Here is a 20,815-nt window from a genome sequence, read left to right as displayed (position 1 = left end):
ATGAGTCTTTCCTCTTTCAAAATCGCTCACAAACTGATCACTGGCGCAGGTGCCATCGAACAATTGGCCGCTGAGCTGACACGCCTGGACATCGACAACCCGTTGATCGTCACCGATGCCGCACTGGTCAAGTCCGGCACGGTCGAGCTGGCGCTGGCGCAGTTGGGCGACAGAACCTATGAAATATTCGACCGTGTACTGCCGGACCCGGAAATCGCCATCGTCGAAGACTGCATGCGGGTCTACCGTGAAGGCGGGCATGACGGGTTGATTGGCCTGGGCGGCGGCAGTGCCATCGACATCGCCAAAAGCGTGGCGGCGTATGCCGGTTACCACGGCGCGCTGGAAGATTTGTTCGGCATCGATCAGGTTCCTCGCAAAGGCCCGCCGCTGATCGCCATCCCGACCACTGCGGGCACCGGCTCGGAAGTGACCAATGTCGCGATTCTCTCCGACAAGGTCGCGCAGTTGAAGAAAGGCATCATCAGCGACTATCTGTTGCCTGACGTGGCGCTGGTCAGTCCGCAAATGACCCTGACGTGCCCGCGCAGCGTCACCGCTGCCAGTGGCGTCGATGCGCTGGTGCATGCCATCGAATCCTACCTCTCCGTCAATGCCTCGCCGATCACCGACGCCCTGGCCATCGGCGCCATCAATTTGATCACCAAGGCGCTGCCCAAGGCCTACGCCAACCCGTCGAACCTGCAGGCCCGCGAAGACATGGCCACCGCCAGCCTGATGGCCGGCATGGCGTTCGGCAACGCCGGGGTTGGGGCGGTGCATGCGCTGGCGTACCCGCTCGGCGGGCGGTTCAACATCGCCCATGGCGTCAGCAACGCCTTGTTGCTGCCGTATGTCATGACCTGGAACAAGATGGCCTGCGTCGAGCGCATGCAGGATATTGCCGAAGCCATGGGGGTGCAGACCGCTCATCTGAGCGCCAAAGAAGCGGCCGACAAAGCCGTCGAGGCAATGACCGAGTTGTGTGCAGCGGTAGAAATCCCGTCGGGCCTGCGCAGTTTCGGCATTCCCGAGGACGCAATTCCGGCGATGGCCTTGGAGGCCGCGGGGATTGAGCGCCTGATGCGCAACAATCCGCGCAAATTGAGTGCGATTGATATCGAGAAGATTTACCGAGCGGCCTACTGATCATCGCGGCCACAGTGCGCGGGCCAAAGCATGCGGTATACAATGCGCGCCATCGTGATTCTGCTCAAAAAAGGTGCGTCATGCAGCCCTTCGTCATTGCTCCGTCGATTCTCTCCGCCGACTTCGCCCGCCTGGGTGAAGAAGTGGACAACGTCCTGGCCGCCGGCGCCGACTTCGTGCACTTCGATGTCATGGATAATCACTACGTGCCAAACCTGACCATCGGCCCGATGGTCTGCGCCGCGCTGCGTAAATATGGCGTGACCGCGCCCATCGATGCACACCTGATGGTCAGCCCGGTGGATCGCATCGTCGGTGATTTTATCGAAGCCGGCGCGACCTACATCACTTTCCACCCGGAAGCCACGCAGCACGTTGACCGTTCGCTGCAACTGATCCGCGAAGGCGGCTGCAAGTCGGGTCTGGTGTTCAATCCGGCGACCCCGCTGGACGTGCTCAAGTACGTGATGGACAAGGTCGACATGATCCTGTTGATGAGCGTCAACCCGGGCTTCGGCGGGCAGAAGTTCATCCCCGGCACCCTCGACAAGCTGCGTGAAGCGCGGGCGCTGATCGATGCGTCCGGCCGTGACATTCGCCTGGAAATCGATGGCGGTGTAAACGTGAACAACATTCGTGAAATCGCTGCGGCTGGCGCTGATACCTTCGTGGCCGGCTCGGCAATTTTCAATGCGCCGAACTATCAGGAAGTGATCGAGAAGATGCGTTCCGAACTGGCGCTGGCTCGTCCATGAGTGGCTTTGAGCAGTTGTTTCCGGGGCGCCTGCCGCGGCTGGTGATGTTCGATCTGGATGGCACGCTGATCGATTCGGTCCCCGACCTGGCAGCGGCGGTGGATAACATGCTGCTCAAGCTCGGGCGCAAACCGGTCGGCATCGAATCGGTGCGTGAGTGGGTGGGTAACGGCGTGCACATGCTGGTGCGCCGGGCGTTGGCCAACCATATCGACGCCGAGGGTGTCGATGAGGTCGAGGCCGAGCATGCCCTGGCGTTGTTCAACGGCTTTTACGAGGACGGTCACGAGCTGACGGCGGTTTACCCCGGCGTGCGTGACACCCTCAAATGGCTGAACAAACAAGGCGTGGAAATGGCCCTGATCACCAATAAGCCGGAGCGCTTTGTCGCACCGCTGCTGGATCAGATGAAAATCGGCCGTTACTTCAAATGGATCATCGGTGGCGATACCTTGCCACAGCAAAAGCCCGATCCGGCCGCGCTGTTTTTCGTGATGAAAATGGCCAACATCCCGGCATCGCAATCGTTGTTCGTCGGAGACTCGCGCAGCGACGTGCTGGCGGCGAAAGCGGCGGGGGTCAAGTGTGTGGCACTCAGTTATGGCTATAACCACGGCCGACCGATTGCCGAAGAGTCGCCAGCGCTGGTGATCGACGATTTACGCAAGCTAATTCCCGGTTGCCTGGAACCGGCCGCTGAGATAACGTTGGCCGACGCTGTTCAATCCCCTCCTGGAAACTCCATCGTGGTGGTCACTCGCAAACTCTGGATGAAAGTCATCAAGGCCCTGGCCCGCTGGCGTTGGCGCGCCTGACTTGTTCCTGGCCGGCATACCGGCGCGTTTGCATACCTGACTGTTAGACCCTCAAGCCACGAGGCTACCCCATGATCCGTGAAGAATTCCTGCGTTTGGCCGCTGCCGGCTACAATCGCATCCCGCTTGCCTGCGAAACCCTGGCCGACTTCGACACGCCGCTGTCGATCTACCTGAAACTGGCCGACGAGCCTAACTCCTATCTGCTCGAATCTGTTCAGGGCGGGGAGAAGTGGGGCCGTTATTCGATCATCGGCCTGCCGTGCCGTACCGTGTTGCGCGTTCATGATCACCATGTGAGCGTGACCCACGACGGCATCGAGATCGAAAGCCACGAAGCTGAAGATCCACTGGCTTTCGTCGAAGCGTTCAAAGCCCGTTACAACGTCCCGACCATTGCCGGCCTGCCGCGTTTCAACGGCGGCCTGGTGGGCTACTTCGGCTACGACTGCGTGCGCTATGTGGAGAAGCGTCTGGGCAAGTGCCCGAACCCGGATCCGCTGGGCGTGCCGGACATTCTGCTGATGGTTTCCGACGCGGTGGTGGTCTTCGACAACCTCGCCGGCAAGATGCACGCAATCGTTCTGGCCGACCCGTCGCAGGACGATGCCTTCGAGCAAGGTCAGGCGCGTCTGCAAGCGCTGCTGGAAAAACTTCGTCAGCCGATCACGCCGCGCCGTGGCCTGGATTTCAGCAAACAGCAGTCGACCGACCCGGTGTTCCGCTCCAGTTTCACCCAGGACGATTACGAAAAAGCCGTCGACACCATCAAGGAATACATCCTGGCTGGCGACTGCATGCAAGTCGTGCCGTCCCAGCGCATGTCGATCGACTTCAAGGCGGCGCCCATCGATCTGTACCGTGCGCTGCGTTGTTTCAACCCGACGCCTTACATGTACTTCTTCAACTTCGGTGACTTCCATGTCGTCGGCAGTTCGCCAGAAGTATTGGTGCGGGTCGAAGACAACCTGATCACCGTGCGCCCGATTGCCGGCACTCGTCCACGCGGAGCCAACGAAGAGGCTGACTTGGCGCTGGAAAAAGACCTGCTGTCCGACGACAAGGAAATCGCCGAGCATTTGATGCTGATCGACCTGGGCCGTAATGACACCGGTCGGGTCTCGGAAATCGGTTCGGTGAAACTCACCGAGAAAATGGTCATCGAGCGTTACTCCAACGTGATGCACATCGTGTCCAACGTCACGGGCCAGTTGAAGGCCGGGCTGACGGCGATGGATGCACTGCGGGCGATTCTGCCGGCGGGCACCTTGTCCGGTGCGCCGAAGATCCGCGCGATGGAAATCATCGACGAACTGGAACCGGTCAAGCGTGGCGTCTACGGCGGCGCGGTCGGTTATTTCGCTTGGAACGGCAACATGGACACCGCCATCGCCATTCGTACTGCCGTGATCAAGAACGGCGAACTGCATGTGCAGGCCGGTGGCGGCATCGTCGCCGACTCGGTGCCGGCGCTGGAATGGGAAGAAACCCTGAACAAGCGTCGCGCAATGTTCCGCGCCGTGGCTCTGGCTGAACAAACTCCGGAAAGCTGACCGATGAACGCGACCCGTATGACATGCCGCTTTGCCTGACAAAGTGCTGGACGCTGCGGGTCACTCATTCGAAGGCTGTATTTAAAGTCAGTGAATTCAAGAGGTTTAAGCCATGTTGCTGATGATCGATAACTACGACTCCTTTACCTACAACGTTGTGCAATACCTTGGTGAGCTCGGCTCCCAGGTCAAAGTCGTGCGCAACGATGAGCTCACCATTGCCGAAATTGAAGCCCTCAACCCTGAGCGGATCGTCGTCTCTCCAGGTCCTTGCACCCCGACCGAAGCCGGCATTTCAATCGAAGCGATCAAGTATTTCGCCGGCAAACTGCCAATTCTGGGCGTGTGCCTGGGCCACCAGTCCATCGGCCAGGCTTTTGGCGGCGATGTGGTCCGTGCCCGTCAGGTCATGCACGGCAAGACCAGCCCGGTGTTCCACGAGGACAAAGGTGTCTTCGAAGGTCTGAATCACCCGCTGACGGTCACCCGTTATCACTCGCTGATCGTCAAGCGCGAAACCCTGCCGGACTGCCTGGAGCTGACTGCCTGGACCCAACTCGAAGACGGTTCAGTGGACGAGATCATGGGACTGCGCCACAAGACGCTGAACATCGAGGGTGTGCAGTTTCACCCTGAGTCGATCCTGACCGAGCAGGGCCACGAACTGTTCGCCAACTTCCTCAAACAAACCGGCGGCACGCGCTAAGGACGTTCCATGAATATCAAGACAGCCCTGAGCCGTATCGTCGACCAGCTCGACCTCAGCACCGATGAAATGCGTGATGTGATGCGCGAAATCATGACCGGGCAATGCACGGATGCGCAGATCGGCGCATTCATGATGGCCATGCGCATGAAGAGCGAAAGCATCGACGAAATCGTCGGCGCCGTGTCGGTCATGCGCGAGTTGGCGGACAAGGTTGAACTCAGGACCCTCGACGGCGTCGTCGATGTGGTCGGCACTGGCGGTGATGGTGCGAACATTTTCAACGTGTCGACCGCTTCGTCTTTCGTCGTCGCAGCGGCCGGTTGCACCGTCGCCAAGCATGGTAACCGCGCCGTCTCGGGTAAAAGCGGCAGTGCCGACCTGCTGGAGGCCGCCGGTATCTACCTCAACCTGACACCGATTCAGGTGGCACGTTGCATCGATAATGTCGGCATCGGCTTCATGTTTGCCCAGACCCATCACAGTGCCATGAAATACGCCGCCGGTCCGCGTCGGGAGCTTGGCCTGCGCACCCTGTTCAACATGCTTGGCCCGCTTACGAATCCGGCCGGTGTTAAACATCAGGTGGTGGGTGTGTTCAATCAGGCGTTGTGCCGGCCGTTGGCCGAAGTCTTGCAGCGCCTGGGCAGCAAACATGTGCTCGTCGTGCATTCGAAAGATGGCCTGGACGAATTCAGTCTGGCGGCGCCGACGTTTGTCGCAGAGTTGAAGAATGACCAGGTCACCGAGTATTGGGTCGAACCGGAAGACCTGGGCATGAAGAGCCAGAGCCTGCACGGACTGGCAGTGGAAAGCCCGGCGGCCTCCCTTGAGCTGATCCGCGATGCCTTGGGCAAGCGCAAGACCGAGAACGGTCAGAAAGCTGCCGAGATGATCGTGCTCAATGCCGGGGCCGCGCTGTACGCTGCCGACCATGCCACCAGTTTGAAGGAAGGCGTTGCCCTGGCGCACGATGCGCTGCACACAGGCCTCGCTCGGGAAAAACTTGAGGAGTTGGGTGCATTTACCGCGGTATTCAAAGTGGAGAATGAGGGATGAGTGTACCGACGGTTCTGGAAAACATTCTGGCGCGCAAAGTCCAGGAAGTTGCCGAGCGTAGCGCCCGTGTAAGTCTGGCGGAGCTGGAAAGTCTGGCCAAGTCGGCCGATGCACCCCGTGGGTTTGCCAAGGCACTGTTGGCTCAGGCCAAGCTCAAGCAGCCTGCGGTCATTGCTGAAATCAAGAAGGCTTCGCCGAGCAAAGGCGTGATTCGCGCGAATTTCTTGCCTGCCGACATCGCCAAGAGCTACGAGAAGGGCGGTGCGACGTGCCTGTCGGTGCTCACCGATATCGATTTCTTCCAGGGTGCGGATGTGTATCTGCAACAGGCTCGCGCGGCGTGCAAATTGCCGGTGATCCGCAAGGATTTCATGATCGATCCGTATCAGATCGTCGAAGCCCGTGCCTTGGGTGCGGACTGCGTGCTGTTGATCGTCTCCGCACTGGATGACGTGAAAATGGCCGAGCTGGCCGCCGTGGCAAAAAGCGTCGGCCTCGACGTGCTGGTGGAAGTTCACGATGGCGACGAGCTGGAGCGGGCCTTGAAAACCCTCGACACTCCGTTGGTCGGCGTGAACAACCGCAACCTGCACACCTTCGACGTCAGCCTGGAAACTACGCTTGATCTGTTACCGCGTATCCCGCGTGATCGTTTGGTGATCACGGAAAGCGGCATTTTCAATCGGGCCGATGTCGAGTTGATGGAAATCAGCGATGTGTATTCGTTCCTGGTCGGCGAGGCATTCATGCGCGCCGAAAGCCCGGGTACCGAACTGCAGCGCTTGTTCTTTCCAGAGCGTGGGACTGCGGTGAGCGGCTCGACACTCGACTGAGTCGACCCCATCGCGAGCAAGCTCGCTCCCACAGAGTCTGATGCCCGCCAGGAAACAGGGGGGCACCAAGATCAAATGTGGGAGCGAGCTTGCTCGCGATGGCGGCATCAGCAGCACCATAGACTTCATGTCCTACGGAACACGTTATGACTTCACCCACTTCATTGACCGTCGAAGCCGGCCTGCTCGCCGAGCAGAATCTACTGGCATCCGTTTGCGCGGGTGACGCGGAGTTTGGTCTGCTGTTCTGGCAGCCCAGCGATCGGGCATTAGTCATGCCGCGACGGTTGAATCGCATGCCTGGCTTTGAGGCTGCCTGTGAGGTGTCGGCAGCAGCGGGTTGGCCGGTGCTGCTACGCGAAACCGGCGGTGAGCCGGTGCCGCAATCGGCCTCGACGATCAACATCGCACTGGTGTACGCACCGCCGCGTAGCGAGGGGGATCAGAACCGGATCGAAACGGCTTATCGCCGGCTCTGTGATCCGATTCGTCAGCTGCTGGATGAGCTGGGCGGTGTCTCCTCGTTGGGTGAGGTGGATGGCGCATTCTGCGATGGCCGTTTCAACGTCAACCTCGACGGGCGCAAGATGGTGGGCACGGCTCAGCGCTGGCGCCAGAGCAAGGGCGGTTCCCGCCCGGTCGGGTTGGTGCACGGTGCTTTGTTGCTGGATAACGAACGCGAATCGATGGTTGCGGCAGTCAATCGTTTCAATGAGGCCTGCGGACTGGAGCAGCGTGTTCGCGCCGAGAGCCACATCGCCCTGCATGAAAAATTTGCCGCGCCTGACGCACTGGGCCGGCTCGACGCGCTCTATCGCCAATTGCTGGCGGACATGTTCGGGGCGTAGTTTTCGAGCTTAGCGCGTACCGAAGACCACCATGGTCTTGCCTTTGACGTTCACCAGGTTGCGCTCTTCCAGATCCTTGAGCACACGACCGACCATCTCACGCGAGCACCCGACAATTCGCCCGATTTCCTGACGGGTCACCTTGATCTGCATCCCGTCGGGATGAGTCATGGCGTCTGGCTGCTTGCACAGTTCCAGCAAGCAGCGAGCCACGCGGCCAGTTACGTCGAAGAACGCCAGATCGCCAACCTTGCGGGTAGTGTTACGCAGGCGCTGTGCGATTTGTCCGCTGAGTACGTAAAGAATGTCCGGGTCTTGCTGGGACAACTCGCGGAATTTCGCGTAGCTGATTTCCGCAACTTCGCATTCGATCTTTGCGCGCACCCAGGCACTGCGTTCCTGTTCCAGACCTGCCTGTTCAAACAAACCCAGCTCACCGAAAAAGTCGCCGGAGTTCAGGTAAGCAATGATCATTTCCCGGCCGTCGTCATCCTCGATCAGAATGGTGACCGAGCCTTTGATGATGAAGAACAGCGTCTCCGAGCGGTCGCCGGCACAGATGATGTTGCTCTTGGCCGCATAGCGACGGCGCTGGCAGTGCATCAACAGCTTGTCGAGGTTCTTGATTTTGGGGGTGGGGGCAATAGCAACCATGGTTGTGTCCCGAAATGACTGCGCGGTGTGTTTGGTTTTTTGTAGGAACTGGCGAAGCCTGCGATCTGTTTTTGCTACAAAGCTGGCCATGCGCCAGCGAATTGGCGCCAGCTTACCAGACACTTCCTGCAACATTCGAACATTTACCTACGGCGCTGACGGATATGTCCCAGGAAGGTGAAGCGCTGTCATTGCGGGGCCCTGTGCTAAGCTGGCGACCCTATTTTATACAGTGGAGTCTTGGCGATGAAGGCACGCATCCAATGGGCTGGCGAAGCCATGTTCCTCGGTGAATCCGGCAGCGGTCATGTCGTGGTCATGGACGGTCCGCCCGAGGCCGGTGGACGCAATTTGGGTGTCCGGCCGATGGAAATGCTCCTGCTGGGTGTCGGCGGTTGCAGCAATTTCGATGTGGTCAGCATCCTCAAGAAGTCTCGCCAGGCCGTCGAGAGCTGCGAAGCCTTCCTTGAAGCCGAGCGCGCGACCGAAGATCCTAAGGTCTTTACCAAGATCCATATGCATTTCGTGGTCAAAGGCCGGGCGCTGAAAGAAGCCCAGGTCAAACGTGCCATCGAGCTGTCCGCCGAGAAGTATTGCTCGGCCTCGATCATGCTCGGCGCCGCGGGTGTAGAGATTACCCACGACTACGAAATCATCGAACTCGGTTGAATCGACATTCAACTATCATAAAAGCAATGCAGACTCTGGCGATCCCAAGCTGACGTCTGCATAATGCGCCACTTTTTTCAGGGTAGTGGCCCGTCCACCGACAGGCCGCACACCCGAACAGACAACCAAAATCGCCATCGCGAAGAGGTGTTAACCGTCCTACGCAGGTGCGGCATTCGCATCTGACGGGCATGCTTGATCACGCGGCTCGGGCCGCAATACATAGAGAGTTTTTAACGGTGAAAAGCAAACTCAAGCTCCACGGGTTCAATAACCTGACAAAGACCTTGAGCTTCAACATCTATGACATCTGCTACGCGGAAACCCCGCAAGACCAACAGGCTTACGTCGAGTACATCAATAAAGAGTACAACGCGAAGCGCCTGACGCAGATCCTCACAGAAGTTGTCGATATCATTGGTGCCAATATCCTGAACATCGCCAGTCAGGACTATGAACCCCAGGGTGCCAGCGTCACGATTCTGATCTCCGAAGAGCCGGTGACACCTACCGACAGTCAGATCGAAGAGTCCCCGGGCCCGCTGCCTGAAATTATCCTGGCCCACCTCGACAAGAGCCACATCACGGTACACACCTACCCGGAAATCCATCCGGTGGACGGTATCGCGACATTCCGTGTAGACATTGACGTGTCGACCTGTGGCGTCATTTCACCGCTTAAGGCACTCAACTTCCTGATTCACCAGTTCGATTCGGACATCGTGACCGTGGATTATCGTGTGCGCGGTTTCACCCGTGACATTGAAGGTAAAAAGCACTTCATCGACCACGAGATCAACTCGATCCAGAACTATCTTTCCGTAGACACCCGCGACAGTTACCAGATGACTGACGTGAACGTGTATCAGGAAAATCTGTTCCACACCAAAATGCTGCTGAAGAACTTCGAACTGGACAACTACCTGTTCGGCGACGCGACCACCAGCCTGTCCTCTGAGCAACGTGTTCAGGTGACCGAGCGTGTGAAACACGAAATGCTGGAAATCTTCTACGCGCGCAACGTGCCGAGCTAAGATTTTCGAGTAACTAAAAAGGCGACTACTTTGCGGTAGTCGCCTTTTTTATGGCTGGAACGCAGGTCCCTGTGGGAGCGAGCTTGCTCGCGATGGGGCCCGATCCGACGATGTAAATGTCAGATCCGATAAGTACTCTTGGTCATCACCTTGGCCATCAGACTCATGCCGAACTTCACCGGTGCCGGGAAGCGGAAACCGCCTGCCTCCAGCGCGCTTTCGGCGTGATGTTCTTCATCGATGCGCATCTGTTCGAGGATTGCCCGGGACTTTTCGTCCGCTGCCGGCAGTTGTTCAAGGTGTTCGTTCAGGTGTTTGCACACTTGATGCTCGGTTGCAGCAACGAAACCGAGGCTGACTTTGTCGCTGATCAACCCGGCCACCGCGCCAATCCCGAACGACATGCCGTAGAACAGTGGATTAAGGATGCTGGTGTGGCTACCCAACTGCTGGATGCGTTGTTCGCACCAGACCAAATGATCGATTTCTTCTTCGGCGGCATGTTCCATGGCCGCGCGCACTTGCGGCAGCTTGGCGGTCAGGGCTTGCCCTTGATACAGCGCCTGGGCACAGACTTCGCCGGTATGGTTGATGCGCATCAGACCGGCGACGTGCCGGGTGTCTTCGTCGCTCATTTGCGCATCCGGCTGCACGATAGCGGGGGACGGACGGTACGGCTGGCCACTGAAAGGCAGCAAGGTACGCATTGCGGCATCGGCTTGCAGCAGAAGACGGTCAATCGGCGAGTAGTGACGTTGGGTAGTCATGCTGACCTCCGGGAAGAATCTCGGCGGCCAGTTTAACCCAATCGGCCGGGGGAAGGTTTGCGCCGGGTCATTGCTCTCAAGGGATTCAATATTGTAGGAGCGAGCTTGCTTGCGATGGTCGTTAACGATAACGCGTATTTACTGGTTAAACGCGGCGCTCTTGAGTCCATCGCGAGCAAGCTCGCTCCTACAGGGATGCGTGGTGAATCAACCCGGAGGCCAATGCATCTGACGTTGACCGAGCACATGCATATGAATGTGATAGACGGTCTGCCCACCCTCTTCATTGCAGTTCATGACCACACGGAAACCCTTCTCGCAACCCAACTCCAGGGCCAGACGCTGGGCGGTGAACAGAATATGCCCGGCCAGTGCCTTGTCTTCCTCGGTGAGGTCATTAAGGGTGCGCACCGGTTTTTTCGGCACCACCAGAAAATGCACGGGTGCCTGTGGGGCGATATCGTGGAAGGCCAGTACCTGGTCGTCCTCGTAAATGATCTTCGCCGGGATTTCCCGGTTGATGATCTTGCTGAACAGAGTATCCACAGCTGTTTTCTCCGTTGTTTGGGCTGGCCTGAGTGTAACCATGGGTTATGCCCGAGCCCAGCCTTTTACCTTGACGTTTGATCAGCGCGGGCAATAGGCCTTGTTGGCCATGCCGGCAATTGTCCGGATCAGCCACCGCGAGCCGAGCCGCGGCAGGAAGGCGCGCCAGCGGTTGCGTCGGCCGGGAATGATGATGGCGCGATTTTTCTCCAGGGCCCGCACGGTGTAGAGCGCGACTTCTTCAGGGCTCATCAGCATTTTGCTGTCGGCCAGTTTTTCAGTGTTCAATTGGGCCGTTCGGAAAAATGCGGTGCGGGTAGGACCAGGACAGAGTACCGACACCTTGATCGCGCACTTCTTCAACTCGACACGCAGTCCTTCGGAAAAGTGCAGCACATAAGCCTTGCTGGCGTAGTAAGTGCTCATCCAGGGGCCGGGATGGAACGCCGCCACCGAGGCGACATTCAGAATCTGCCCGCCACCCTGCAACGCCATGCTGTTGCCGATGGCGTGACACAGGCGAGTGAGCGCGAGGATGTTCAGCTCGATCAGATCCTGCTCGGTCATCCAGTCCTGGGCCAGGAAGGGACCGCAGGTGCCGATGCCGGCGCAGTTCACCAGCAAGTCGATCTGCCGATCACCTTCTTCCAGTTCCAGCAGAAATCCGGACAGCCGCAGCGGCTCGCCGAGGTCGCAGGCACGGAATAACACGTCCACGCCAAAACGTTGAGTCAATTCAATCGCAATACTTTCCAGCTGATCACGCTGTCGGGCCACCAGAATCAGGCTGCGGCCTCGGCGGGCCAGCGCTTCGGCCATCGCCAGGCCGATGCCGCTGGAAGCGCCAGTGATCAGAGCGTAACGGGTCATGCAGTTCTCCATCGCAACAGCTCCGCGCCGACGACCAAGGTGTCACGGGCGGGGAGCGCTGTTCATTCTTTCGCAGAGTCTACAGGGGGCAGGGGTTCTTCGGCTTCATCGACTGTGGAATTTGGTACTTGTTCCGCCTCGTTTGCGGGCTCAGCCTCAACTTCGTCGGTTGTGACCGAGCCACTTTCATAGGTGCTCTCGGTGGTGCTTTCATATTCATTGTGCAAGGTTTCGATGCCGCCAGTGAGTAAGCCTATGAATCCAGCAGCGATGAACACCAGCCAAAGAGCGCAAAGCACTTTTACCGCGGTGCTGTTGGCCGGTGGCGGTGCACCGTATTGGTTGGGCGCGGTATTGCCTGGCAGTATTGCCAGCAAAATCGCAAAGAGCCCGCCTACGAATGGCACCAGTGTCAGTAGATACAGCCAGCCGGACCAGCCCAGATCATGCAGGCGCTGAACGCTGATCTGAATGCCGACGACGATGAACGCGATGCCTATTGCTGTGCCGAACAGTCCGCCAATGATCAGGCCGACCGTTGAAGTAAGGGCAATGAGCGACAAGCCGATGGAAACGAACACGCTGGCGACGCCCATTAACACCAGCATCAAGGCCATCGTCCAGGCTAGATAGCGCAGACGGCCAATGCGTCCTGTGAATGTGAAGGCCTTGAGTGGGCCGAATTCTGGTAGCGCCTCACCGACAGAAGCCTGTAGTGGTGCATAAGGTGATTCGGCGTCTGCCGATCGCCATGGGTTGGGTGTGAGGGAGGGGTCGTGAACGTCGGATAGATTCAGTTCAATGGTCGGCTCACTTTCAATCCGGGCATCGATACCGGTTTTGGTCAGCGCCTGGAGATACGTCTGGGCGTCGGCGTGCGACAAGTCATGCTTGAGCGCTATCGGTCGGCCACTGAACAAGCGCTCGATGGCCGCCACATCGCTTTTGAATAACTCGGCGAGATTGAGTTTGGCAGTGGTGATGTCAACGCCTGGCAGCAGAGCGCCGTCGAATACGATCTTGAAGCGGTTTTCGCTCATTGCGAGGCATCCTTGTCGCGGTTACTTGAATAGAACGTGTTGCAAGCCTGGAGTCTAAGGCCAGCCTTGGACGGCTGGCCCGATTTTCCTGTCAGCGCGGCCAGCGATTTGATAACTGACCTGCAAGCTCCAGCGCCTTGCGATACTCGGCGTCGAGCCGTGCAACCAATTGATCGACACTCGGCAAATCATCGATTTCGCCGACGCCCTGGCCTGCGGACCATACGGTTTTCCAGGCTTTGGCTTCATCGCTCAGCGGTTTGAGTTTGGAACCGAAGTTCACCTCCCCTTTGCCTTGCAGCGCTGCCATGTCGAAACCGGCAGCTTCCAGGCTCTGGCGCATGAAACTCGCCGGTACACCAGACACCGCCGGAGTATGGACGATGTCCGCTGCCCTGGACGTCAGCAGCATCTCTTTATAAGCGTCAGGTGCATGACTTTCAGTGGTGCCGATAAATCGCGTACCGAAGTAGGCCAAATCCGCGCCGAGCAACTGCGCGGCAAGAATTTCGTGGCCATGGTTCAGGCAGCCGGCCAGCAGCAATGTCTTGTCGAAGAACTGGCGGATTTCGGCGATGAGCGAGAACGGGCTCCAGGTCCCTGCATGTCCACCGGCACCTGCGGCTACGGCGATCAAACCGTCCGCACCGGCCTCCGCAGCTTTCTCCGCATGACGGCGAGTCGTGACATCGTGGAACACCAGGCCGCCGTAGCTGTGGACTGCGTCCACCAGCTCTTTCACGGCACCGAGGCTGGTGATCACGATTGGCACTTTGTGCTCGACGCAGATCTCCAGGTCGGCTTGCAACCTCGGGTTACTGTTGTGGACGATCAGGTTCACCGCGTAAGGCGCCGGGTTCTCCAGTGCTGCCAGTCCTGCTTCGATCTCCTCCAGCCAGGCTTTGAAGCCGCTGCTCTCGCGTTGATTCAGCGCGGGGAAGCTGCCCACCACGCCATTGCGGCAGCAGGCGAGTACCAATTGCGGGTTGGAAATCAGGAACATCGGCGCTGCCACTACAGGCAGACGCAAACGTTGTTCGAGCAAAGCGGGCAGCGACATTGGAAGTACCCCGGTGAGTTATGCCGATTGAATTAGAAAGGTCGAACCACGACCAGAATAACGATAGCCAGCAAAATCAGAACCGGCACTTCATTGAACCAGCGATAAAAGACATGGCTGCGGGTGTTCTCGCCACGGGCAAAACGTTTTACCTGCGCGCCGCACATGTGGTGGTAGCCGATGAGGATCACCACCAGTGTCAACTTGGCGTGCATCCAGGCACCCTGGCCGAAGTAGGCGCTGGGGTTGAGACTGATCAGCCAGATACCGAAGATCAAGGTGGCGATCATCGCCGGGCCCATAATGCCTCGGTACAGCTTGCGCTCCATGATGCTGAAGCGTTCCTTGCTGACGGTGTCTTCACTTTGCGCGTGATAAACGAACAGACGCGGCAGGTAAAACAGACCGGCAAACCAGCAGACCATGCTGACGATGTGAAGCGCTTTGAGCCACAAATAAAGCATTTTTCATTATTCCCAGGTTCACGGTAGCCCGAATAGTAGAGAAAGTGTCCCGTCTCGGACATAACTGTTCAATTTTGCCGGCCAAAAGTTGAACAGTTATGTCCGAGACGGGACACGTGAGTGGCCGCACGTCACCTTGCCGGTTGTCGCAGGACGATGCTGGCCCTATTATCGACGGCTTTCCAGTGGGTTCGTTGAGGGCAGGTTTATGGTCAAGGTCGGTATCGTCGGCGGCACGGGTTACACCGGTGTCGAACTGCTGCGTCTGTTGGCACAGCATCCGCAAGCAGAAGTGGTGGTGATCACTTCCCGATCCGAGGCTGGCCTGGCCGTGGCCGACATGTACCCGAACCTGCGAGGCCATTACGACGGCCTGGCGTTCAGTGTTCCGGACATCAAGACGCTGGGCGCCTGCGACGTGGTGTTCTTCGCCACGCCTCACGGTGTTGCCCATGCTCTGGCAGGTGAGTTGCTGGCGGCCGGGACCAAGGTCATCGATCTGTCGGCGGACTTCCGTTTGCAAGACGCTGATGAGTGGGCCAAGTGGTACGGTCAGCCACACGGTGCGCCGCAGCTACTGGAGGAAGCGGTCTACGGCTTGCCGGAAGTCAATCGTGAGCAGATCAAACAGGCTCGCCTGATCGCAGTGCCGGGTTGCTACCCGACTGCTACGCAATTGGGTTTCTTGCCCTTGTTGGAAGCCGGTCTGGCCGATACCACTCGCTTGATTGCTGACTGCAAATCCGGTGTCAGCGGAGCCGGTCGTGGCGCTTCTGTCGGCTCGCTGTACTCCGAGACGTCGGAAAGCATGAAGGCCTATGCCGTCAAAGGTCACCGTCACCTGCCGGAAATCCGCCAAGGGTTGCGTCGCGCTGCCGGCAAGGACGTCGGTTTGACCTTCGTTCCACATCTGACGCCAATGATCCGCGGCATTCACTCGACGTTATACGCGACCGTGGTGGATCGCTCGGTGGATCTGCAAGCGCTGTTCGAAAAGCGTTATGCCAGCGAACCGTTCGTCGATGTGATGCCAGCCGGCAGCCATCCGGAAACCCGCAGCGTGCGTGGTGCAAACGTCTGCCGTATTGCCGTGCATCGTCCACAGGACGGTGATCTGGTGGTCGTGTTGTCGGTCATCGACAACCTGGTCAAAGGCGCGTCGGGTCAGGCTGTGCAGAACCTGAACATCCTCTTCGGACTGGATGAACGTCTGGGCCTGTCCCACGCCGGCATGCTGCCATGAGAGCAGCTACAAGCTTCAAGTTGTAAGCTGCAAACTTGAGGCTCACAGCTTGAAACTTGCAGCTGCTGCTCTAATAGTTGACCGATTTTCTAGGAGAAGCGGATAATGCGCGTCATCACGCATTATGGCGGCGTAACGCCGGGAGATAGTCAGCATGAGCGTCGAATCCTTCACCCCCACGGCTTTGCAATTCACCCACGGTGCCGCGCACAAGGTGAAGAGTCTGGTCGATGAAGAGGGGAATGATCGCTTGAAGCTGCGCGTATTCGTTACGGGCGGCGGTTGTTCAGGTTTTCAGTACGGTTTCACCTTCGATGAAGAAGTGGCCGACGACGACACCATCGTTGAACGCGAGGGTGTGAGTCTGGTCGTTGATCCGATGAGCTTCCAGTACCTGGCAGGCGCCGAGGTGGATTATCAGGAAGGTCTGGAAGGTTCGCGATTCGTCATCAAGAACCCGAACGCCACCACGACGTGTGGCTGCGGCTCTTCGTTCTCGATCTGATCGCAAGTCAGCGCATTACCAAACGCCGCATGGCCTCAGGGCTCTGCGGCGTTTTGCTGTCCGGGGTGGTATTTCAGGCGGGGTAGATGGCGCCAAGTATGCGCAGGCCGCGGGCACCGGTCACGCTTGGGCGATTGGCCGCGATGCCTTCGAGGCAGCAATGGGCCAGCCAGGCGAAGGCCATGGCTTCGACCCAGTCGGGGTCTACGCCGTAAGCGGCAGTGCTGCTGACTTTCGCGTTCGGCAACAGGCTGGCCAAGCGGTTCATCAGCGTTGAGTTGTGCGCGCCGCCGCCGCAGACAAGCAGTTCTTGAGTGCCTGATTGGGCGTATTGCAGCGACTCGATAATGGTCAGCGCGGTCAGCTCAAGCAGTGTCGCTTGCACGTCTGCGGCGGCGAAGGCGGGCAACTTCGACAGGTGTTGTGTCAGCCATGGCAGGTTGAACACTTCGCGGCCGGTGCTCTTGGGGCCTTTGGTGATGAAGAAGGGATCGCTCAGCAGTTCATTCAGCAGAACCGGTTGGACTTTGCCGCTGGCTGCCCATTGGCCGTCGCGATCATAGTTGTCGCCGCGTTGCTGATGAATCCAGGCATCCAGCAGTACATTCCCCGGGCCGCAGTCGAAACCTGATACAGGTTTGCCGGGCTCGATCAAGCTGAGGTTACTGAAACCTCCGACGTTCAGCACTGCGCGGTTGCCTGCCTGTTCTTCAAACAGAGCCTCGTGAAACGCTGGAACCAAGGGTGCGCCTTGCCCGCCAGCAGCGACGTCACGACTGCGAAAGTCGCTGACCACTGTAATGCCGGTCAACTCGGTCAGCAGGGCAGGGTTGCCGATCTGCACGGTGAAGCCGCGTGCGGGTTCGTGGCGAATTGTCTGGCCGTGGCTGCCAATCGCGCGAATGTCTTCGGGCTTCAGGTTTTGTTTAGCAAGGAGGGCATGAATGCCCTGTGCCGCCAGATTCACCCAGTTCTGCTGGGCGATGGCGGAGCGAGCAATCTCGTCCGGGCCACTGGCGCACAAGCCAAGCAGCTCGGTGCGCAGGGCGTCAGGCATGGGGATGTAATGCGTGGCGATCAGCTTGATCGCCGGGGCCAGCTCGACCAGTGCGACGTCCAGACCATCAAGGCTGGTCCCGGACATCACCCCTATATAGAGCGTCATGGCTTAGCGCTTGCTCGAAGCGAGCATGGTGGCTTTCTCTTGAGCCATGCGCGCCATCAGCGGTTGGCTTTGCGTCAGGAAGCGTGCGCGCTCGGCTTTGGCGATCGGGTCGGCCATTGGCAACTTTTGGCCCAGCGGATCGACGTGAACGCCGTTTACCTGAAACTCATAGTGCAAGTGCGGCCCGGTGGATAGCCCGGTGGTGCCAATGTAACCGATCACCTGGCCTTGCTTGACGGTGCTGCCAGTCTGTACGCCTTTGGCGAAACCCTGCATGTGGCCATACAGCGTACGGTAGGTGTTGCCGTGCTGGATGATCACGGTGTTGCCGTAGCCGCCGCGGCGACCGGCCAACAATACTTTACCGTCGCCAGTAGCCTTGATTGGCGTGCCGCGAGGCGCTGCATAGTCGACACCTTTGTGGGCGCGGATCTTGTTCAGGATCGGGTGTTTGCGGCTCATGGAAAATTTCGAGCTGATGCGGGCGAAGTCCACCGGAGTGCGGATGAACGCCTTGCGCATGCTGTTGCCGTCTGCGGTGTAGTAGCTGCTGTTGCCTTGTTTGTTGGTGTAACGCACGGCGGTGTAGGTTTTACCGCGGTTGGTGAAGCGCGCGGAAAGGATCGGACCATTGCCGACAGCCTTGCCGTTGACGACTTTCTGTTCGTAGATCACATCAAACTCGTCACCCTGGCGAATATCCTGGGCGAAGTCGACGTCGTATCCAAACACGCTGGCCATGTCCATGGTCAGGCTGTGGGACAGGCCTGCACGGGCAGCGGATTGCGACAACGAACTGTTGATCACGCCGTGAACATAGGCAGATTGCACGGTAGGTTTGGCAGTAATCCGATTGAATGTATAACCCTTGGCATTCTTGGTCAGAGTGATGCTTTCGACGTCGCTGACTTTGCTGTGCAAGTTAGTGAGCTGGCCATTAGGGCCCAGTTCGAATTCAAGTTTCTGGCCATGTTTGAGCTGGCTGAACTGCTTGGCCTGTTTGTCGCTGGCCAGCACGTCACGCACCGACGCGGACGGGAGGCCGACCTTCTCGAACAATGTTGCGAGTGTGTCGCCTTTGGAGACGATCACTTCCCTGTGACTTGCCGTCTTCTTTTCTTCGGCAACAGGTGCAGCAACGGCTGCAGGTGCGGCCTCAGCGGTTTCCTGTGTGTCTTCGGCGCTATTATCGATTTGCGCGAAAGGGGAGGTTGCCGGCTCATTTGTGGCCTGGACGGCTTGGGCGGCGTCTTGATCTTGTGAGAGTTGTTCAGCAGGGCTTTCCAGTTCCAGGCTCAGGGTCGTCTTTTTAGCTTCAACATCACTGGAAGGGAATATCAGAAGCGCCAGGCTCAGAAGGGCGGCAATGCCACTTGCTGCGAGCAGGTGGGTCTTCGGGTAAAGCGGTGGCGCTTTAGACGATTCATTGGTCATAGGTAATTTTGACTTTGAAAAAGATGAATTGGAAAAGATGAATGACATGATGAAGATGAAATAACTGTATAAAATATAACCAAATCATCTCTGAAGCAAGTCCGTGGTCACTCTGCCAGCGGATTGGCGTCATTGCGCCGGCCGAACTTTGTATTTCACGCGTGATCTTGTATGGTTGGTCCCCTTTGAATTCGAGCCTTGCGGGTCTGTTATGAAGTCGGTTGAAGAGCAGCTAGCGCTGATTAAACGTGGTGCGGAAGAACTGTTGGTCGAGTCCGAGCTGATTGAAAAGCTCAAGCGTGGCCAGCCGCTACGTATTAAGGCAGGCTTTGATCCGACTGCGCCGGATTTGCACCTGGGTCACACCGTGCTTATTAATAAGCTGCGCCAGTTCCAGGAGCTGGGGCATCAGGTGATCTTCCTGATTGGTGACTTCACCGGGATGATTGGTGATCCAAGCGGCAAGAGTGCGACGCGTCCGCCGCTCACTCGCGAGCAGGTGCTCGAGAATGCCGAGACCTACAAGACTCAAGTCTTCAAGATTCTTGATCCGGCTAAAACCGAAGTTGCGTTCAACTCCGCCTGGATGGATCAGATGGGGCCGGCGGACTTCATTCGCCTGACATCGCAATACACGGTTGCTCGCATGCTTGAGCGCGACGACTTTGATAAGCGCTACACGACCAATCAGCCAATCGCTATTCACGAATTCCTTTATCCGCTGGTTCAGGGGTATGACTCTGTCGCTCTGCGCGCGGATGTCGAGTTGGGTGGTACCGATCAAAAGTTCAACCTGTTGATGGGGCGTGAACTGCAGCGTGGTTATGGTCAGGAGCCGCAGTGCATTCTGACGATGCCGCTGCTCGAAGGCCTGGATGGTGTGAAGAAGATGTCCAAGTCCCTGGGCAACTACGTTGGCATCCAGGAAGCGCCGGGCGTCATGTACAGCAAACTGGTTTCCATTCCTGATGCGCTGATGTGGCGCTACTTCGAATTGCTCAGCTTCCGTTCCATGGACGAGATCGATGCATTCCGTGCTGACGTCGAGGCGGGTGCGAACCCTCGCGATATCAAGATCAAATTGGCGGAAGAAATCGTTGCGCGTTTTCATGGCGAAGAAGCGGCGGCCAATGCTCACCGTGCGGCGGGTAACCGTATGAAAGAAGGTGAGCTGCCGGATGATCTGCCTGAGATCGAGCTGGTCGCTACAGAAGATATGCCAATTGCTGCGGTCCTTAATAAGGCGGGCCTGGTGAAGAACTCTGCGGTAGCGCGTGATCTCCTGAATTCGGGCGGTGTGCGTATAGATGGTGAGGTCGTCGACCGCACCTTTATATATGTACTGGGCGCGACTCACGTTTGTCAGGCTGGGAAGAAGGCATTTGCGCGTATTACGCTCAAATCCGAATAAAGCTGAAATCAGGGGTTGACGGCAGATCCCAGACGTCTATAATTCGCCCCACTTCCGGCGCAGTCGAAACGGAAAACTCCTTGGTAAACAATGAGTTACGCAGTTTTCGACAGCAAGTTGCTTCAGGTCATCGAAGCGCGAAAGGAGTTGAGAAAGAGGTGTTGACAGCAGCGAGTAACGCTGTAGAATTCGCCTCCCGCTAACGAGAGATCGAAAGCGCAAGTGGTTGAAGTTG

General features: G+C 58.0%; 22 protein-coding genes. 13 read left to right on the top strand and 9 right to left on the bottom strand.

From position 1 onward, the window contains the following. The 8 genes from ACM6IR_RS19550 to ACM6IR_RS19515 all read left to right on the top strand — a co-directional run bounded on the left by ACM6IR_RS19550 (nt 1) and on the right by ACM6IR_RS19515 (nt 7,718). Nucleotides 1–1,149 carry an iron-containing alcohol dehydrogenase gene (locus tag ACM6IR_RS19550; RefSeq protein WP_414909210.1) on the top strand — a complete coding sequence of 383 codons (1,149 nt, stop codon included), beginning with the start codon at nt 1–3 and terminating at the stop codon, nt 1,147–1,149. 80 nt (nt 1,150–1,229) lie between these two features. Beyond that, nucleotides 1,230–1,904 (top strand): ribulose-phosphate 3-epimerase, encoded by a 675-nt coding sequence (gene rpe / locus ACM6IR_RS19545; protein ID WP_008035979.1) that lies wholly within the window; start codon nt 1,230–1,232, stop codon nt 1,902–1,904. Then, nucleotides 1,901–2,719 (top strand): phosphoglycolate phosphatase, encoded by an 819-nt coding sequence (locus ACM6IR_RS19540; protein WP_414909209.1) that lies wholly within the window; start codon nt 1,901–1,903, stop codon nt 2,717–2,719. Before rpe ends, ACM6IR_RS19540 begins: the two co-directional genes overlap by 4 nt. A 71-nt stretch (nt 2,720–2,790) precedes the next feature. After that, complete coding sequence (trpE, locus tag ACM6IR_RS19535) at nt 2,791–4,272, top strand: anthranilate synthase component I (RefSeq protein WP_414909208.1); 1,482 nt, start codon at nt 2,791–2,793, stop codon at nt 4,270–4,272. A 112-nt stretch (nt 4,273–4,384) separates the two neighbouring features. Next, nucleotides 4,385–4,978 (top strand): aminodeoxychorismate/anthranilate synthase component II, encoded by a 594-nt coding sequence (locus tag ACM6IR_RS19530; protein ID WP_201116032.1) that lies wholly within the window; start codon nt 4,385–4,387, stop codon nt 4,976–4,978. A 9-nt stretch (nt 4,979–4,987) separates the two neighbouring features. Further along, on the top strand, nt 4,988–6,037 hold the full coding sequence (trpD, locus tag ACM6IR_RS19525; protein WP_414909207.1) for an anthranilate phosphoribosyltransferase: 1,050 nt from the start codon (nt 4,988–4,990) through the stop codon (nt 6,035–6,037). Continuing rightward, nucleotides 6,034–6,870 carry an indole-3-glycerol phosphate synthase TrpC gene (trpC, locus tag ACM6IR_RS19520; RefSeq protein ID WP_414909206.1) on the top strand — a complete coding sequence of 279 codons (837 nt, stop codon included), beginning with the start codon at nt 6,034–6,036 and terminating at the stop codon, nt 6,868–6,870. Before trpD ends, trpC begins: the two co-directional genes overlap by 4 nt. Nucleotides 6,871–7,016: 146 nt before the next feature. Next, complete coding sequence (locus tag ACM6IR_RS19515; protein ID WP_414909205.1) at nt 7,017–7,718, top strand: biotin/lipoate A/B protein ligase family protein; 702 nt, start codon at nt 7,017–7,019, stop codon at nt 7,716–7,718. Between the two features lie 9 nt (nt 7,719–7,727). Here ACM6IR_RS19515 and crp read toward each other — a convergent pair whose 3' ends face one another. After that, a complete protein-coding gene (gene crp, locus ACM6IR_RS19510; RefSeq protein WP_414909204.1) occupies nt 7,728–8,372 on the bottom strand; it encodes a cAMP-activated global transcriptional regulator CRP in 645 nt (214 codons plus the stop codon). Between the two features lie 246 nt (nt 8,373–8,618). On the opposite strand from crp, the gene ACM6IR_RS19505 reads away from it, so the two are divergent. Further along, nucleotides 8,619–9,041, top strand: a complete 423-nt coding sequence (locus ACM6IR_RS19505) for an OsmC family protein (RefSeq protein ID WP_003206127.1) — start codon at nt 8,619–8,621, stop codon at nt 9,039–9,041. Nucleotides 9,042–9,280: 239 nt separating this feature from the next. Then, nucleotides 9,281–10,075 carry an adenosylmethionine decarboxylase gene (gene speD, locus ACM6IR_RS19500; RefSeq protein WP_414909203.1) on the top strand — a complete coding sequence of 265 codons (795 nt, stop codon included), beginning with the start codon at nt 9,281–9,283 and terminating at the stop codon, nt 10,073–10,075. Nucleotides 10,076–10,194: 119 nt separating this feature from the next. Here speD and coq7 read toward each other — a convergent pair whose 3' ends face one another. The 6 genes from coq7 to hemJ form a co-directional block, all read right to left on the bottom strand. Further along, complete coding sequence (gene coq7 / locus ACM6IR_RS19495; RefSeq protein WP_414909202.1) at nt 10,195–10,842, bottom strand: 2-polyprenyl-3-methyl-6-methoxy-1,4-benzoquinone monooxygenase; 648 nt, start codon at nt 10,840–10,842, stop codon at nt 10,195–10,197. Nucleotides 10,843–11,049: 207 nt separating this feature from the next. Then, nucleotides 11,050–11,388 (bottom strand): histidine triad nucleotide-binding protein, encoded by a 339-nt coding sequence (locus ACM6IR_RS19490; protein WP_414909201.1) that lies wholly within the window; start codon nt 11,386–11,388, stop codon nt 11,050–11,052. An 81-nt stretch (nt 11,389–11,469) separates the two neighbouring features. Then, complete coding sequence (locus ACM6IR_RS19485; RefSeq protein ID WP_414909200.1) at nt 11,470–12,258, bottom strand: SDR family NAD(P)-dependent oxidoreductase; 789 nt, start codon at nt 12,256–12,258, stop codon at nt 11,470–11,472. 62 nt (nt 12,259–12,320) lie between these two features. Further along, nucleotides 12,321–13,298, bottom strand: a complete 978-nt coding sequence (locus tag ACM6IR_RS19480) for a DUF805 domain-containing protein (RefSeq protein WP_414909199.1) — start codon at nt 13,296–13,298, stop codon at nt 12,321–12,323. A 91-nt stretch (nt 13,299–13,389) separates the two neighbouring features. After that, a complete protein-coding gene (locus tag ACM6IR_RS19475; protein ID WP_414909198.1) occupies nt 13,390–14,358 on the bottom strand; it encodes an NAD(P)H-dependent flavin oxidoreductase in 969 nt (322 codons plus the stop codon). A gap of 32 nt (nt 14,359–14,390) precedes the next feature. Beyond that, a complete protein-coding gene (gene hemJ / locus ACM6IR_RS19470; RefSeq protein WP_414909197.1) occupies nt 14,391–14,822 on the bottom strand; it encodes a protoporphyrinogen oxidase HemJ in 432 nt (143 codons plus the stop codon). Between the two features lie 208 nt (nt 14,823–15,030). Between hemJ and argC the strand changes: the two genes are divergently transcribed. Together argC and erpA are read left to right on the top strand one after the other, a co-directional pair. Further along, on the top strand, nt 15,031–16,065 hold the full coding sequence (argC, locus tag ACM6IR_RS19465; protein WP_414909196.1) for an N-acetyl-gamma-glutamyl-phosphate reductase: 1,035 nt from the start codon (nt 15,031–15,033) through the stop codon (nt 16,063–16,065). Between the two features lie 154 nt (nt 16,066–16,219). Beyond that, nucleotides 16,220–16,570: an iron-sulfur cluster insertion protein ErpA gene (erpA, locus tag ACM6IR_RS19460; RefSeq protein ID WP_007906865.1), complete on the top strand. Its 351-nt coding sequence runs from the start codon at nt 16,220–16,222 to the stop codon at nt 16,568–16,570. 73 nt (nt 16,571–16,643) lie between these two features. Here the strand turns inward: erpA and ACM6IR_RS19455 are convergent, their stop codons facing one another. Further along, nucleotides 16,644–17,735: an anhydro-N-acetylmuramic acid kinase gene (locus ACM6IR_RS19455; protein ID WP_414909195.1), complete on the bottom strand. Its 1,092-nt coding sequence runs from the start codon at nt 17,733–17,735 to the stop codon at nt 16,644–16,646. Between the two features lie 3 nt (nt 17,736–17,738). Then, nucleotides 17,739–19,169 (bottom strand): peptidoglycan DD-metalloendopeptidase family protein, encoded by a 1,431-nt coding sequence (locus ACM6IR_RS19450; protein ID WP_414909194.1) that lies wholly within the window; start codon nt 19,167–19,169, stop codon nt 17,739–17,741. A 211-nt stretch (nt 19,170–19,380) separates the two neighbouring features. On the opposite strand from ACM6IR_RS19450, the gene tyrS reads away from it, so the two are divergent. Further along, nucleotides 19,381–20,580, top strand: a complete 1,200-nt coding sequence (tyrS, locus tag ACM6IR_RS19445) for a tyrosine--tRNA ligase (RefSeq protein WP_414909218.1) — start codon at nt 19,381–19,383, stop codon at nt 20,578–20,580. The last annotated feature ends 235 nt before the right edge of the window (nt 20,581–20,815 follow it).

Origin of the sequence: Pseudomonas sp. IT-P253 (genome assembly GCF_949768125.1) — a bacterium.
In the GTDB taxonomy this organism is placed as follows: Bacteria; Pseudomonadota; Gammaproteobacteria; order Pseudomonadales; family Pseudomonadaceae; genus Aquipseudomonas.
Note: the sequence above shows the minus strand (reverse complement) of the source record. Positions and strands in the feature narration are given on the sequence as shown.

What these genes read in the sequence shown, in the direction of transcription:
- ACM6IR_RS19550 (WP_414909210.1), top strand. Translation starts at nt 1, where the DNA reads ATGAGTCTTTCCTCTTTCAAAATCGCTCACAAACTGATCACTGGCGCA.
- rpe (WP_008035979.1), top strand. Translation starts at nt 1,230, where the DNA reads ATGCAGCCCTTCGTCATTGCTCCGTCGATTCTCTCCGCCGACTTCGCC.
- ACM6IR_RS19540 (WP_414909209.1), top strand. Translation starts at nt 1,901, where the DNA reads ATGAGTGGCTTTGAGCAGTTGTTTCCGGGGCGCCTGCCGCGGCTGGTG.
- trpE (WP_414909208.1), top strand. Translation starts at nt 2,791, where the DNA reads ATGATCCGTGAAGAATTCCTGCGTTTGGCCGCTGCCGGCTACAATCGC.
- ACM6IR_RS19530 (WP_201116032.1), top strand. Translation starts at nt 4,385, where the DNA reads ATGTTGCTGATGATCGATAACTACGACTCCTTTACCTACAACGTTGTG.
- trpD (WP_414909207.1), top strand. Translation starts at nt 4,988, where the DNA reads ATGAATATCAAGACAGCCCTGAGCCGTATCGTCGACCAGCTCGACCTC.
- trpC (WP_414909206.1), top strand. Translation starts at nt 6,034, where the DNA reads ATGAGTGTACCGACGGTTCTGGAAAACATTCTGGCGCGCAAAGTCCAG.
- ACM6IR_RS19515 (WP_414909205.1), top strand. Translation starts at nt 7,017, where the DNA reads ATGACTTCACCCACTTCATTGACCGTCGAAGCCGGCCTGCTCGCCGAG.
- crp (WP_414909204.1), bottom strand. Translation starts at nt 8,372, where the DNA reads ATGGTTGCTATTGCCCCCACCCCCAAAATCAAGAACCTCGACAAGCTG.
- ACM6IR_RS19505 (WP_003206127.1), top strand. Translation starts at nt 8,619, where the DNA reads ATGAAGGCACGCATCCAATGGGCTGGCGAAGCCATGTTCCTCGGTGAA.
- coq7 (WP_414909202.1), bottom strand. Translation starts at nt 10,842, where the DNA reads ATGACTACCCAACGTCACTACTCGCCGATTGACCGTCTTCTGCTGCAA.
- ACM6IR_RS19485 (WP_414909200.1), bottom strand. Translation starts at nt 12,258, where the DNA reads ATGACCCGTTACGCTCTGATCACTGGCGCTTCCAGCGGCATCGGCCTG.
- ACM6IR_RS19480 (WP_414909199.1), bottom strand. Translation starts at nt 13,298, where the DNA reads ATGAGCGAAAACCGCTTCAAGATCGTATTCGACGGCGCTCTGCTGCCA.
- ACM6IR_RS19475 (WP_414909198.1), bottom strand. Translation starts at nt 14,358, where the DNA reads ATGTCGCTGCCCGCTTTGCTCGAACAACGTTTGCGTCTGCCTGTAGTG.
- hemJ (WP_414909197.1), bottom strand. Translation starts at nt 14,822, where the DNA reads ATGCTTTATTTGTGGCTCAAAGCGCTTCACATCGTCAGCATGGTCTGC.
- argC (WP_414909196.1), top strand. Translation starts at nt 15,031, where the DNA reads ATGGTCAAGGTCGGTATCGTCGGCGGCACGGGTTACACCGGTGTCGAA.
- erpA (WP_007906865.1), top strand. Translation starts at nt 16,220, where the DNA reads ATGAGCGTCGAATCCTTCACCCCCACGGCTTTGCAATTCACCCACGGT.
- ACM6IR_RS19455 (WP_414909195.1), bottom strand. Translation starts at nt 17,735, where the DNA reads ATGACGCTCTATATAGGGGTGATGTCCGGGACCAGCCTTGATGGTCTG.
- ACM6IR_RS19450 (WP_414909194.1), bottom strand. Translation starts at nt 19,169, where the DNA reads ATGACCAATGAATCGTCTAAAGCGCCACCGCTTTACCCGAAGACCCAC.
- tyrS (WP_414909218.1), top strand. Translation starts at nt 19,381, where the DNA reads ATGAAGTCGGTTGAAGAGCAGCTAGCGCTGATTAAACGTGGTGCGGAA.